The organism is Cohnella caldifontis (assembly GCF_029360585.1).
Taxonomy (GTDB): domain Bacteria; phylum Bacillota; class Bacilli; order Paenibacillales; family Paenibacillaceae; genus Cohnella; species Cohnella caldifontis.
Window position 1 is genome coordinate 271,792 of sequence record NZ_JAQZSJ010000003.1, and the last position, 13,433, is coordinate 285,224.

Annotated in this window: 13 protein-coding genes; 9 read left to right on the forward strand and 4 right to left on the reverse strand. The window is 62.0% G+C overall.

Going from position 1 to position 13,433, the window contains the following annotated elements; all coding sequences use genetic code 11:
- Nucleotides 1-30 precede the first annotated feature (30 nt).
- Together PTZ19_RS07045 and PTZ19_RS07050 are read left to right on the forward strand one after the other, a co-directional pair.
- Nucleotides 31-1,800: an ABC transporter ATP-binding protein gene (locus PTZ19_RS07045; RefSeq protein WP_276353366.1), complete on the forward strand. Its 1,770-nt coding sequence runs from the start codon at nucleotides 31-33 to the stop codon at nucleotides 1,798-1,800.
- Nucleotides 1,781-3,658 carry an ABC transporter ATP-binding protein gene (locus PTZ19_RS07050; protein WP_276353367.1) on the forward strand — a complete coding sequence of 626 codons (1,878 nt, stop codon included), beginning with the start codon at nucleotides 1,781-1,783 and terminating at the stop codon, nucleotides 3,656-3,658. The genes PTZ19_RS07045 and PTZ19_RS07050 overlap by 20 nt, the downstream gene beginning before the upstream one ends.
- Here PTZ19_RS07050 and PTZ19_RS07055 read toward each other — a convergent pair.
- The gene (locus PTZ19_RS07055; protein WP_276353368.1) at nucleotides 3,652-5,142 is read right to left on the reverse strand and encodes an MDR family MFS transporter; all 1,491 of its coding nucleotides are present in this window, start codon (nucleotides 5,140-5,142) and stop codon (nucleotides 3,652-3,654) included. The genes PTZ19_RS07050 and PTZ19_RS07055 overlap by 7 nt on opposite strands.
- Nucleotides 5,143-5,337: 195 nt before the next feature.
- Between PTZ19_RS07055 and PTZ19_RS07060 the strand changes: the two genes are divergently transcribed.
- The gene (locus tag PTZ19_RS07060; protein ID WP_276353369.1) at nucleotides 5,338-6,579 is read left to right on the forward strand and encodes an MFS transporter; all 1,242 of its coding nucleotides are present in this window, start codon (nucleotides 5,338-5,340) and stop codon (nucleotides 6,577-6,579) included.
- A gap of 196 nt (nucleotides 6,580-6,775) precedes the next feature.
- Here PTZ19_RS07060 and PTZ19_RS07065 read toward each other — a convergent pair whose 3' ends face one another.
- Nucleotides 6,776-6,904, reverse strand: a complete 129-nt coding sequence (locus tag PTZ19_RS07065) for a DUF4023 family protein (protein WP_276353372.1) — start codon at nucleotides 6,902-6,904, stop codon at nucleotides 6,776-6,778.
- Nucleotides 6,905-7,101: 197 nt separating this feature from the next.
- On the opposite strand from PTZ19_RS07065, the gene PTZ19_RS07070 reads away from it, so the two are divergent.
- From PTZ19_RS07070 to PTZ19_RS07095, 6 genes are all read left to right on the forward strand, one after another.
- Nucleotides 7,102-7,944 (forward strand): HNH endonuclease, encoded by an 843-nt coding sequence (locus tag PTZ19_RS07070; RefSeq protein WP_276353374.1) that lies wholly within the window; start codon nucleotides 7,102-7,104, stop codon nucleotides 7,942-7,944.
- A gap of 120 nt (nucleotides 7,945-8,064) precedes the next feature.
- Nucleotides 8,065-8,559 carry a hypothetical protein gene (locus PTZ19_RS07075; protein ID WP_276353375.1) on the forward strand — a complete coding sequence of 165 codons (495 nt, stop codon included), beginning with the start codon at nucleotides 8,065-8,067 and terminating at the stop codon, nucleotides 8,557-8,559.
- Nucleotides 8,534-9,037 (forward strand): hypothetical protein, encoded by a 504-nt coding sequence (locus PTZ19_RS07080; RefSeq protein WP_276353376.1) that lies wholly within the window; start codon nucleotides 8,534-8,536, stop codon nucleotides 9,035-9,037. The genes PTZ19_RS07075 and PTZ19_RS07080 overlap by 26 nt, the downstream gene beginning before the upstream one ends.
- Nucleotides 9,038-9,198: 161 nt before the next feature.
- Nucleotides 9,199-10,299 (forward strand): WD40/YVTN/BNR-like repeat-containing protein, encoded by a 1,101-nt coding sequence (locus PTZ19_RS07085; protein WP_276353378.1) that lies wholly within the window; start codon nucleotides 9,199-9,201, stop codon nucleotides 10,297-10,299.
- 17 nt (nucleotides 10,300-10,316) lie between these two features.
- Complete coding sequence (locus PTZ19_RS07090; protein ID WP_276353380.1) at nucleotides 10,317-10,592, forward strand: MoaD/ThiS family protein; 276 nt, start codon at nucleotides 10,317-10,319, stop codon at nucleotides 10,590-10,592.
- Between the two features lie 52 nt (nucleotides 10,593-10,644).
- Nucleotides 10,645-11,667 (forward strand): ThiF family adenylyltransferase, encoded by a 1,023-nt coding sequence (locus tag PTZ19_RS07095; protein ID WP_276353382.1) that lies wholly within the window; start codon nucleotides 10,645-10,647, stop codon nucleotides 11,665-11,667.
- A 69-nt stretch (nucleotides 11,668-11,736) separates the two neighbouring features.
- Here PTZ19_RS07095 and PTZ19_RS07100 read toward each other — a convergent pair whose 3' ends face one another.
- Nucleotides 11,737-11,952: an H-type small acid-soluble spore protein gene (locus tag PTZ19_RS07100; protein ID WP_276353383.1), complete on the reverse strand. Its 216-nt coding sequence runs from the start codon at nucleotides 11,950-11,952 to the stop codon at nucleotides 11,737-11,739.
- Between the two features lie 65 nt (nucleotides 11,953-12,017).
- Entirely contained in the window at nucleotides 12,018-13,427 is a 1,410-nt protein-coding gene (locus tag PTZ19_RS07105) for a hypothetical protein (protein ID WP_276353384.1), read from the reverse strand.
- Nucleotides 13,428-13,433 lie beyond the last annotated feature (6 nt).

Consider the following 13,433-nt stretch of genomic DNA (forward strand, 5'->3'; position numbering starts at 1 on the left):
CGCGCTTGGCGGGTATAAGGGGGCTAAGGCGTGGGATTGCTGCGTCCATACATTCGAAAATACGGCAAGCCGTTCGCGGTCGCCATTTGCTTCCTGATGTGCGAGGCGCTTGCCGACCTGCTGCTGCCGACGATCATGTCCCGGATCATCGACGACGGGGTCGCGAACCGGGATCTGGACATGGTCTACCGGCTGGGCGGGCTGATGCTGCTCGTGACCGCCGGGGGAGCGCTGGCGGCGACGATGCGCAACCTGATCGCCAGCCGCGTGTCGCAGCGGTTCGGGGCGGATCTGCGGCGCGACCTGTTCCGCAAAATCCAATCGTTTTCGTTTCCGAGCCTCGACAAGTTCGAGCGTCCTTCGCTCATGACCCGGCTCACGAACGACGTAACGCAAATCCAGAACTTCGTGAACGGGCTCATGCGCATTTTCGTCAAAGCGCCTTTGTTATGCCTCGGCGGCTTGATCATGGCGGTCAACCTGAATCCCCGCTTGTCCGTCGTGCTGCTGGTCGTCGTTCCGATCGTCGCGCTGCTCATCGTGCTGAACATGAGGGTCGGCTTCCCGCTGTTCGCGCGGGTGCAGAAATCGCTGGACCGCATCAACGGCACGACCAGGGAATACCTCTCCGGGGTGCGGGTCGTGAAGGCGTTCAACCGGTACGGGCAGGAAACGGAGAAGTTCGACTCCGCCAACCAGGAATACCGGAAACGCTCGCTCGCGGCCGCGCGGGTGATGTCCGTGTTCAGTCCCAGCGTCATGCTGACCGTCAATTTCGGCATCGCGGCGATCATCTGGCTGGGCGGACGGCGCGTGGACGCCGGACATATGCAGGTCGGCCACATCATCGCGTTCATTCAATACATGACGCAGATCTTGTTTTCCCTGCTCATGATCTCCTGGGTGTTCAACATGTTCGTCCGGGCCAAAGCGTCGGCGGAACGGATCGGCGAAGTGTTCGCGGAAAACGGGGCCATGGAACGGGCGCCTGCGTCGGCGGAGGAAACGGAAGGCCGAGCCGGGCGCGCCGGGGAAACGGCCAAAATCGAGTTCGACCGGGTAAGCTTCGCCTATCCGGGCGGTTCCGGCGAGCCGGCGCTGCGCGAGGTGTCGTTCGTCTGCCGGGCAGGGGAAACCGTGGGCATCATCGGCTCCACCGGTTCGGGGAAGAGCACCTTGATCAGCCTGATTCCCCGCTTCTACGACTCGGCGTCCGGCACGATCCGCGTGGACGGCGTCGACGTGAGAGCGATGGATCCGCGCCGGCTGCGCGAATCCATCGCGGTCGTGCCGCAGCAATCGATCCTGTTCACGGGAACGATCGAACAAAATATCCGTTGGGGCAAAGAAGACGCCTCCGTGGCGGAGATCGAACAAGCCGCCCGGATCGCCCAGGCGGAAGAGTTCATTCTCGGCTTGCCGGACCGGTACGAGGCGAGGCTCGGTCAGCGCGGCGTCAACTTGTCGGGCGGCCAGAAGCAGCGGCTGTCCATCGCGCGGGCGCTCATTCGGCGTCCCGACATCCTGATCCTCGACGACAGCACGAGCGCCGTCGACACGGCGACGGAAAGCCGCATCAAGGAAGGGCTGCGGAAGTACGCCGAAGGCATTACCTGCCTGATCATCGCCCAGCGGATCACCTCCGTCATCGACGCGGACCGCATCGTCGTGATGGACGACGGGCGGGTGGCCGGCATCGGCACGCACGAGGAGCTGCTGCGCGGCTGCCGGAGCTATCAGGAAATTTACCGGTCGCAGATCGGCAAGGAGGCGAGAGCGGATGTCCCGGCAAGCTCCTAAACCGAACGCCGCGCCGTCGGAACTGCCGCCCCCGAGGGCGGGAGGTTTCGGTCCGGGCGCCGGCCATCCCGGGCGGCGGGGGGCGGTCGTCAAGCCGAAGAACTGGAAGGACACGCTTCGGCGGCTTTGGTCTCTTTTCGGCAAGGAGAAGGCCCTGCTGGCGTTCATCTTCTTCATGGTCATCGTCGATTCGGTCATCACGTTAGCCGGTCCGTACCTCATCGGCCGGTCGATCGATTCGATGGCGGGGGGCGCCGGGCAGGTCGATTTCGCCCTGCTGGGCATCGCGCTGGCGACGCTCATCGCGGCTTACGCGACCGACGGCGCGCTCACTTTCGCGCAGGGCTGGCTGATGGCCGGAGTCTCGCAGCGCATCGTCATGAACCTGAGGCGCGCCCTGTTCGCCAAAGTCCAGAAGCTGCCGCTGCGCTTCTTCGACAGCCGTTCGCAGGGCGATTTGATGAGCCGCCTCACGAACGATATCGACAACGTCAATACCACCGTCGCGCAGGCTGTCGTCCAGATCATGACCGGCTCGATATCGATCCTCGGTTCGCTGGCCATGATGCTTTACTTGAGTCCGCTGCTGACGCTGGCCGCTCTGATTACCGTGCCGGCGGTCTTTCTGCTCACCCGGACGATCGCGCGGAAGACGGGTCCGCTGTTCAAGGAACAGCAGGCGCGGCTCGGCGCCCTGAACGCGCACGTGGAAGAAACGATTTCCGGCATCCATATCGTCAAGGCGTTCAACCGCGAAGAAAAGGTCATCCAGGAGTTCGAGACGATCAACGAGGAGCTCTGTCAGGTCGGCACCCAGGCGCAGATCCGCTCGGGCTTCCTGATGCCGATCATGAACGTGATCGGCAACGTAGGCTTCGCCGCGATCGCGATCACCGGGGCATGGCTTTCCGTGCATGGCTACATCACCGTGGGCGTCATCGCGAGCTTCCTGAGCTACTCCAGGCAATTCGTCCGGCCGCTGAACGACTTGGCCAACACGTTCAACCTGCTGCAGTCCGGCGTCGCGGGCGCGGAGCGGGTGTTCGAGGTGCTCGACGAGGAGGAGGAACCGGCCGACGAACCGAAAGCCGCCGTGCTGACAAATCCGGCCGGCCACGTAGAGTTCGACCGGGTGTCGTTCGGCTACCTGGCGGACGTGCCGATTCTGCGCGACATCAGCTTCGAATCCCCGGCGGGGACCAGCACGGCGCTGGTCGGTCCGACCGGCGCGGGCAAGACGACGATCGTGAACCTGCTCACGAGGTTCTACGACGTTACGGGCGGTTCCATCCGGATCGACGGCCGGGATCTCCGCGATTACACGCTGGACAGCCTGCGCCGCAGCTTCGGCATCGTGCTGCAGGACACGTATCTGTTCTCCGGCACGATCGCGGAAAATATCCGGTACGGCAAACCCGAGGCCTCCGACGAGGAGGTCCGGACCGCCGCCGTCATGGCGAACGCGGATCCTTTTATCCGGAGGCTTCCGCAGGGTTACGGTACTCTGCTGTCGGAGAACGGAGGCAATCTCAGCCAAGGGCAGCGCCAGCTCCTCGCCATCGCGCGGGTATTCCTGGCGAAGCCGTCCATCCTGATCCTGGACGAAGCGACGAGCAGCATCGATACCCGTACGGAGCTCCAGATCCAGGACGCGCTGCTGCAGGTCATGAAGGGCCGGACGTCCTTCATCATCGCCCACCGGCTCAACACGATCCGGGAAGCCGACCGCATCATGGTCATCGACCACGGGCAGATCGTCGAGCAGGGCGGCCACGAGGAGTTGATGGCCCGGCAAGGCGTGTATTACCGGATGTTCATGAATCAGTTCGGGCAACTGGAAGCGGCCGCGGGTCATTGATCCGCGGCTTCGGCAAGCTCCCGGCCTGCCCCCGCCCGGTTCTCCGGAGGCTGGCTGCGGAAAAACCAGACGACGGCAAAAGCCAGAACGACGAAGGCGAGGATGTAAAAGAAGATCCCGGAAACGCTTTCCGCGATGACCGTCCGGATCGCATTTCGAACCGTGTCCGATGCGGAGCCGACATGTCGGAATTGGAGCAGCGCATTTAAGTTTTGGATTTCCAATCCTTGATTTCGCAGTTCCTCCGTCCCCTTAAGAGCGGAACGGTTAAACACGGAAGCGAAGAACGAAATTCCGATGCTCTGCGCCATATAGTTCAAAAAAGTCAGCGTCGCCATCGCCGAGCCGAGCTGACTCGGTTTCGCTTCGGACTGAATGGCCACCATGACGGCGGTCGTGGTGAGTCCCATTCCCGAACCGACCAGCACCATGGCCGCAACGATCCACTCCGTAACGGGGACGCTCCCGAGCGCCGCCAGCATAACGACCCCGGCCGTGATCAGGACCATGCCGGACAGGCAAACGAATCTGCTCCCTTTCTTGCCGAGCCAGACGCCGCACAAGTAAGCGCCGACCGACCACATGACGGACATCGGAGCCAGCGTCAGACCGGCATCGGTCGCGTTGCTGCCCGCGCCCCCTTGCATCCACATCGGAATGTACACGTTCATCCCGATATACAGCGTGCTGAGCAAAAATGTCGCCAAAAAGCCCAGCGACAAAGCCCGGTTGGAAAACAGGCCGAGAGGAACGAGCGCGCTTTCCGCTTTTTTGCGTTCCACGAAAAGAAATACCGCATATAAAGCGAAGGAGCAGGCCAATAAAGTTGTATTTACGCTCGTAAAATAAAGAAGCAGGCAGGTGCTGGCCGCCGTGAACAGCAGCGCTCCCGGCACGTCGATGGAGATTTTGCCGCGCTCCAGCCGTTCCAGGTAAGAGAAGTGGAACATCAAAAGGCAGACGAGTCCGATCGGGACGTTGAGGAAGAAAATCCACTGCCACGTCAGATGATCGACGAACAGGCCGCCGACATAAGGGCCGGCCAAGCCGGAGACCGCGCCGACGGCGCTGAACCCCGCTTGGATTTTCGCTCGCTCCTCCTGGGAGAAAAGCGTGCCCGTGACGGTCATGACGGACGGGAAAAGCGCCCCCGCTCCAAGCCCCTGTACGGCCCGGAACAGGATGAGCTGCAGCATCGTTTGGGAGAAGCCGGAGCATGCGGACGCAAGTACGAAGACGATCAGGCCGAACAGATAAATCTTTTTCCTGCCGTACAAATCCAGCAGCTTGCCGAAGATGGGGGTGCTCACCACGGTCGTTAAGAGATAAGCGGAGAAGATCCAGCTCATGGACTGCAGTCCGCCCAGATCCTTCACGATATGGGGCATTGCCGTGCTCACGATCGTGACCTCGATCGAAATCAGAAACAAAGTGGTCATCAGGGCGACGATAATCGGTGTTTTCCTGCCGGATATGGGGGACAAGGCCAGACCCTCCCGAAGCTTCAGTTATGTCTTTCTATCCGTCATCATACAGGCAAGACCCGTCAGATCCTGTCATATTCGCGAGGAGATTCCGATCCGGTTGATTCGCACGGTTCCCCCGCCTCGTTTTTGGGCAGAGTAAGACGGTGCCAAAAGAGGCATCGCACCTACCGCCAAGCAAAGGGGACCGACCGCATGCCTGAAAGCAAACGTTCCGGCGCCGGGCGGCTGGATGGGCAGACTCGCCTTCTGCTCCTGGTGAACGGATTGTTCATTACCGCAAGTATGTTGTCCGGGATGTTCCTCGGGATTTACATATGGAAATCGACGCATAATTTCGTCGTGCTCGGCTGGTTTACGCTGATGAACCACGTGTTCATGGCGCTGACGTTCTGGATTGCGGGTTTTTGGGCGAAAAAAGGGCGCAGCGGCACCTGCATCCGGGTCGGCATCGGCGTATCGGCGGTCTTTTACGGCATCGTGCTGCTGCTGGGGAAGCAAGCCGTCCATTACGTCTGGCTGCTCGGCATGGTGCAGGGGTTATCCGTGGGCTTGTTCTGGCTGGGCTTCAACGTCATCTACTTCGAGGTGACGAACGCCGCCAACCGCGACCGATTTAACGGCCTGGCGGGCGTGACGGGGGCGTTGGTCGGCATGGCCGCGCCCTGGTCCTCGGGGTTCCTGATCTCGCACACCTCGGGGGAAATGGGGTACCGGATCATGTTCATGACTTCGGTCGGCATTTTCCTCGCGGGGGCGCTGGTCAGTCTTCTCCTGCATAACCGTGACCCGGAAGGCCGTTACGAATGGGGGTTGCCCGTGCGGATCTGGCGCGTGCCGGACTGTCCCTGGCACCCGGTGATCGGGGCTTTGATCGCCCAGGGATTCCGGGAGACCGTGTTCGGGGTCATGGTCAGCCTGTTGGTCTACATCCAGACCGGCAGCGAAATGAAGCTGGGCAACTATTCGCTCATCACGCAGATCGTGGCGTTCGCCGCATTCTACGCCGTCGGGCGGTGGCTGAAGCCGGGCTGGCGCAAGATCGGCATGCTGCTGGGCGTAATCGCGATGACGCTGGTCATTTTGCCGTTTTTCGCGGGGGTCAACTATGTCACGCTGCTGATCTTCGGCGTGGGAACGGCGCTGTTTATCCCTTTGTTTACGATTCCGATGACTTCCTCCGTGTTCGATCTGATCGGCACGAACGAAGAAAGCGTGCGGCAGCGCGCGGAGTACGTGGTGCTGAGGGAGCTGTCGCTCAACGCGGGGCGCATCGCCGGCATGGCCGTGTTTATCGCGGTGCTCAGCGTGAGCAAGGAGCCGGCGGTCGTCAACTGGATGCTGCTCATCGTCGGCAGTTCGCCGCTGGTCAGTTGGCTGTACATGCGGAGCCGGCTGCATCCGCGCAAGAAGACGGCCGGCGCCGGCGCGGCGTGAAAAGGTTAAGTCGGTCATACCGACTTAACTCTGCCCGGCACGGGCCGGACGAACCCGTTAAGTCGGTCACGCCGACTTAACCCTGCCCGCCGCCAGCCGAACGAACCCGTTAAGTCGGTCACACCGACCTAAGGCTACCCGCCGCCCGCTGTACGAACCCGATAAGTCGGTCATACCGACTTAACCTCCGTCCAGCCTATTTCATCGTACCCTTGCGTTTGTTCGGAAGCTTGCCGCCTACGTTGCCTCTCGCGTGATTGTAGTTGCGTTCGGCTTTCTCCTGGTTTTCCTTCAGCTTTTGCACGAACTCCTCGGTGCTGTCCACGATTCGGTTCCCTCCTTTTCCGCGTTCTCCGACTACTATGCCCATCGGCATCCGATCCCAACAGCTCCCTTCCGGTGCGGAGGTGCATGAACTTCCAGCAGTTGGCGCCTGTTTCTTCCTTGAACTTCCCGCGGTTGGCGCCTGTTTCTTCCGGAACCCCGTGTTATACTGGCAGTGTGAGATTGGGGTGATGGATCATGCCGGACGAAGGAAAGACGGCATTGAAAATATGCTCGGTTTGCGGAGAGAGCAAACCGCTTGGGGAATATCCCCGGCGGTCGGGGCGCAGGGCCGGCCGGGACTCCAGGCGGGGGACGTGCAAAAGCTGCGTCAAACGAAGGGGCGCCTCCGCATCCGCGGCGGATCGCATTCTCGATCCAGCCGCGGTTCCCGCGATGCGGCGCGGACCCCGCCAAGCAGCAACATTGGCCAAGATCCCTTCGCCTCAGGGCGCTGTGACCGAAGCCGGTCGACGGAACTTCCGAGAAGGTACGGCCGAATCGGAGCCCGTGCCAAACGCTGCCGGAACCAAACCGCAGCGCGGCGGTCCCCGCAAAGCGAAGCAAGCCCTGCACCCGCACCCGAAACAAACGCCGGATGTCCGCCGCCGACGGGTGCCGGAGTCGGCCGGCCATGCCGTTCCCGACCCGACGGACGTGACCGCGCTGATCCCTACGAGGCAAGGCTTCATCCGCATGCGGGGGCGAACCGACAAGGGGCGGCGCTGGTTCCAGGAAATCGACCTGGAGCTCGCCCAGACGCTCGTACGGGAGCGGGCGGCGGTCGTCGTCAACCGCCATACGATCCGCCGGCTGTTCACCAACAAGGATTTTCGGCGGTACATCTTGACCCGGGACAAGCACGTTTGCCACTTTTGCGGGCAATACGGGGACACGATCGACCATCTGCTGCCGCGGGCCAAGGGCGGCCACACGACGCCCGACAACTGCGTGTGCGCCTGCCAGGCCTGCAACCAATCGAAAGCCGACCGCGATCTCGAGGAATTCGTGGGAACGGGAGCCGCGGGCGGACGACGCTAAACCGGCAGGATCAGGGGATCGGACATGCCGGGAGCATGTTAGGGCCAAAGGTGTGGGATTTCCTCGAATCGGGCATATTGACATCACCGACTTTTTTCCGGATAAGAGGGAATCTTCCATATGCAATTGGTCATTATGAGCGCCGTCGCTTTCCTGACTACATTCGCGTATTTCGCAACCGAACGGCGGCTTCATCACTTCGAGATTCTCGCGGCTTGGCTGACCGCGATCATCATCAATTCTCCCGCCTACTCCTTCTTTGCCGTTAACCATCATTGGGTTTCGGTCCCCCGGATCGGCGAAATTGCCGCGGCCCGTTTGATTTATACGCAATGGCTGTTTCCGCTGTACGTTACGTGGACGGTGGGCCGAATGACGGCTTTGCGCCGCCCGCTGGCGAAGCTGGCTTTTTTCCTGGCGGCCGACGCGGCCATGATCGGACTCGGCTGGGGTTTGCATCTATCGGGCATCGTCCAGTTCAAGCCCGCCGCCTGGCCGTATTACGCGATACTGAAAACGATCGTGCTGTTGTCGTCCGCGGGGGCGGCGCTGGGAATCCGTTATCTCATGCGGAAGGACGGGATCCCGGATGCTGCGTTCCATAGGCCCGAATGATTGGTTTAACGTCATCGTGCTCGTCATCGAGTACGTCCTATTCTTCTTTCTGCCTCCGAGAATTCCGAAAAGCGTGGCCGCGCTGGTCATGCTGATCGGACTTGCCCTCCCGCTGGTCTGGGACCATTCCCTCGGCACGCCGCCGATCGACTTGTACGATACGAATGTTTACCCTGAGCTGACGTTTGCGGACGTGCTTACTTGGGCCATGTATCCGCCCCTCGCTTATTTCTTCGCGTACCTCTACGACAAGCTGCGGATTCGGGGACTCGCCATCCCGGCCTACCTTCTGGTTTGGGCGGTTGCCGGCACCGCATTCGAAGCGGCTGCCGCTTCCTTCGGCGTTTTCGACTACAAAGGGTGGTCGCTCCGGTATTCTTTTCTGGTTTATCTTGCGGTCCTGTCCGTAACGGCTTACCTGTTCGTTCGGCTGATGGCGTCGTTTCATCGGGCCCGTAAGGCGAGTTTCCGACCTTGATCGTATACCGCCGGGGGGATCCCCGAATGCACGGGGCTCCTCTCATCTTTATGAAAATCCGTTCAGATGTTTGGCAGGATTTACTCTCCATGTAAGCGAATTCCTTCGGATAGAGGAATGACATCCGGGACCGTCACCTGCAGACCAAGGAGGGAATTCCGTTGGCCAAACGCATGGTACTGCTCGTCGGCACGAACAAAGGGGTATTCCTGTATACCTCGGACGCCGAGCGCAAGGAATGGAGCTTGAAAGGCCCGTATTTGCCGGGATGGGAAGCGTACAGCGTGCTCGGGGACAGCCGGCACGGGAACCGGATTTTCGCCGGTACGTCGCACGCCGCCTACGGGGCGACGATCCGGGTGTCCGAAGACTTCGGCGAAACCTGGACGCAGATCGAGCAAGGACCGTCCTATTCGCCGGAATCGGGCTTCCGCTTGAACCGGATCTGGCAGTTGGCGCAGGGTCACCCTTCCGAACCGGACACGCTGTTCGCGGGCGCGGAGGAGGCCGGGCTGTTCGTCACCCGCGACCGAGGGGCGACGTGGCGCGAGTTGGACGGCTTGACGAAGCACCCGACGCGGCCGGGCTGGTATCCGGGCGCCGGCGGCATGTGCCTGCACACGATCCTGATCGACCTGCGGAATCCGAAGCGCATGTGGGTGGCGATGTCCGCGGTCGGCGTATTCCGCACCGAGGACGGCGGCGAGACGTGGACGCCCCGCAACCAGGGCCTGGCCCGCGTACCGACCGGTCAGCCGCAGGAGGAAGTCGGCTACTGCGTGCACAAAATGGTGCTGGACCCGTTCGATCCCGATACGCTGTACATGCAGGAGCACGGAGGCGTGTTCAAGTCGACGGACGGCGGAGACTCCTGGTTCACGATCGAGGACGGGGTGACGCTGCGGGAAAACGACGCGCCGTTCGGTTTTCCGATCTCCGTCGCTCCGAACGGAGACCTGTTCCTCGTTCCGCTGGAAAGCAGCGAGCAGCGGGCGGTGGCGGAAGGCAAGCTGCTCGTTTACGGCATGCATCGGGGAGAGAGCCGCTGGTCGCCGATCGGGGACGTCATGCCGGACGAGCCGCGTCACGTCAGCGTGCTGAGGGACGCCATGACCGTGGACGCGTTCGATCCGTACGGCCTGTATTTCGGGACTACGTCCGGGGAGGTCTACGCTTCGCTCGACCGCGGCCGGAACTGGAACCGCCTCCCGGGGCAGCTGTCCCGCATTTTGTGCGTGAAGCCTTGGCTGGTGGAGGATTGAAGGAGGACGGAGGCGCGATGCGGTTGGAAGTCAGCGTGCCGCTGCTGCTGCGCGATTGCACCGGCGGCCGGTCCCGCTTCTCCCTCGAGGCGGATACGCTGGAAGAGGCGCTTCGCCGGCTGATCGAGACGTATCCCCTGCTCAAGGTGCACGTGTACGATGAGCGGGGCCAGGTGCGCGAGCACGTGCTGCTCTATTATAATGACGATAACGTCGCCTGGCTGGACGATCTCGGGATTCCGCTCCGGCCGGGGGACAAGCTGCGGGTCTTGCAGGCCGTTTCCGGCGGATGACGCCGGCGGCCGAACCTTATCGAAGACGGCAGCGGGAAAGGATTTTCCAGACATGACCACCGGCTCGAACGCGCGGTATTCGAGACAAATGCTGTTCAAGCCCATCGGTCCGGAAGGACAGCGCAAAATCTCCTCCTCCCGGGTGCTCGTCGTCGGGATGGGGGCGCTCGGCACGGTGCTGGCCAGCCATATGGTCCGCGCCGGCGTCGGCATGGTGCGGATGGTAGATCGCGATTACGTCGAACTCAGCAACCTGCAGCGCCAAATGCTGTACGACGAGGACGACGCGGCCGCGGCGCTGCCCAAGGCGATGGCCGCGGAGCGCAAGCTGGCGCGGGTCAACTCGGACGTCAAGCTGGAGGCGGTCGTGAGCGACGTGACGGCGCTGAACGCGGAGCAACTGCTGGACGGCATCGATCTCGTGCTGGACGGCACGGACAATTTCCGTACGAGGCTGCTGCTGAACGATGCCTGCTTCAAGCGCGGCATCCCCTTCGTGTACGGGGGGGCCGTCAGCGCGCAAGGCATGACCGCGATGCTGATTCCCGGGGAAACCTGCTGCCTGCGCTGCCTGATCGGATCCGGCGACGGCAGCGGCGGGCAAACCTGCGATACGGTCGGCGTTATCGCGCCCATCGTGGACATCGTGGCTTCTTATCAAGCGGTCGAGGCGCTGAAGTATCTGGTCGGAGACGCCGAAGCGAGGCGCGGCGGGCTGCTGTCGCTGGAGGTCTGGTTTTACCAGTCGATGAACCTGAAGCTCCCGGGTCCCAAGAAAGATTGTCCGACCTGCGGCCGGCGGGAATACCCTTCGCTCGCGGCTTCCGAAGACGAGGCATCGACCCTCTGCGGGCGGGACACGGTACAGATCCGGGGAGGGCGCCCGCTCGATCTGGAGGCGTGGGAGCGGCGGCTGGCTCCCGTCTGCGCCGTAAGCCGCAATCCGTTCCTGCTGCGGGCCGAGCTGCCGGAAGGCGAAAGGCTGGTGCTGTTCCCGGACGGCCGGGTGCTCGTGCAGGGCACGGAGGAATCGGCGCGGGCAAGAACGCTGTACGATCGCTACATCGGCTCCTGAGATCAGGGCCGCGGCAGCGAATGGAAGGAAGGGCGACTCATGGGTCGCCCTTCCCTTCGTAAGCGCGGATTACACGAACGGAAGATCGGGAAGCTCCGCCTCGGGAAAATCTTCGGACAACGCGTCCAGCGGCACGGTCTGCTCCTCCTCCGGGTTTTCCCGGGGGAAGATGCGGGCCGTTCCCGCCTCGGCGTCCACGTGCTGGATGTAGACCGGGATCCCGTAGTACGAGACGTCCACCAATTCGGGAGAGCTTGCGATTTCTTCGGCTCTTTGCGCGTTCATGGTCGCGGATCACCTCAGGTAACAGTATTCGCCCGGCTTGGCCCGCGTATCCGGCCGTTGCGCGGTCACGGATCGGCGACAAACCGGAAACGGTCCAGCCGGAACGATCCCGACGCGTAGCGCACGTCCGCCTCGACCGTGCCGAAATACTGCGGCTCCGCGACTCCGCCGATAACCAAGCCGATCGCGGCGCTTATCGCCAACTTGCCGTTATCCGCCTCGAACCCCACGATGCTGCCGAACCCCGCCCGATTTTGGATTTTGTCCGCGCCGAACTCCCGATCGAAGGGCTTCAGGCTGACGTCATGGGTCTCGCCTCCGACGGCGATCCGACCGATCCATTCCCCGTTCTTTTCCGCCTTGCGGAATCCGATCACTTTCCCCAGTTGAGCCAAGTAATCTTCCGTTCGAAAAACATGGTCTTCAAACGGAGCGTCACCGACTTCGGCCGCGCCTTCCCACTCCACCACGTGCAGCTCATACACGGACACCCCCGTTCCCGAACCTACATTCAGGATCGCCGCCAGCTCCTCCGCACCATTTTGGTCGTAATCCGCTACGCTCAGAACCGGCATGATTTGCCTGGGGGTCGTGTAATTCCAATCCATCTGCTGCCGCCGCTCGCCGATTTGCAAGATGACGCCATCCTGCGCTCCCGGATATAGATAGACGCCGTGCTCAGGCAGCGCTGCGACAGGCTCGACGTTGGCGGGGGTTTCCGCGGGTACCTGCGGCGAGCCGACCGAAACGGAAGCATCGGCATCCGACGAACCCCGTGCCTGCCGCAAACCTCCGGAGCGATATTCGTATCGTTCGATCGGCCGGTCTTGGGAATAGAAAGCCTCGAACTGATGCTTGTCATTCAAGTACACGGACACCGCTCCCAACGCCTCGTTCACGTCCGCGACCGTAAACGCTCCCTCGCTCCATTTATAGAGATAGGTTTGGGCAGGAGTCCCGTGGGTGGAGACGATCTCGGCGGTCCCGTCGCCGTCCAAGTCCGTTTCCGCCGCGTGACCGGTATCGATCCTCAGAAAAGGAGAAAGACCTCCATTGTCGATGGCGTAATAATTTTGAACCGGGGCATTCGCTCCGAACACGCCTTTGATCCGGATTAACGATTTGCCGAAAAGCTCCATCGGTTGGATGGACAGCGTTTCATCGTCGATTGTCGCGGGCAAGTCTCCTACGACGCCCAAATCGTAATGGGCGTTTGCGGATTCGAAAGCCCCGTGCAGGCTGGGATCGTTCTCTTTGGCGTATACGAGGATCGTCCCGGACGGCAGGTTCAGCCGCTTCAGGATCGTTTTCGGCACGATTTCGGAGACCGCTTGGACCTGCTGCCCGACCGCCGCCGCTTGAAAATGCAGCGGAATGGTTTCTTCCGGCGGGGTGGAATCGGATGAGGGCGTTTCTTGGGTGCAGCCGGACAAGATCGCGGCGGCGAACAGGCAAGCGAACCATCGTTTTCTCATGGCGTC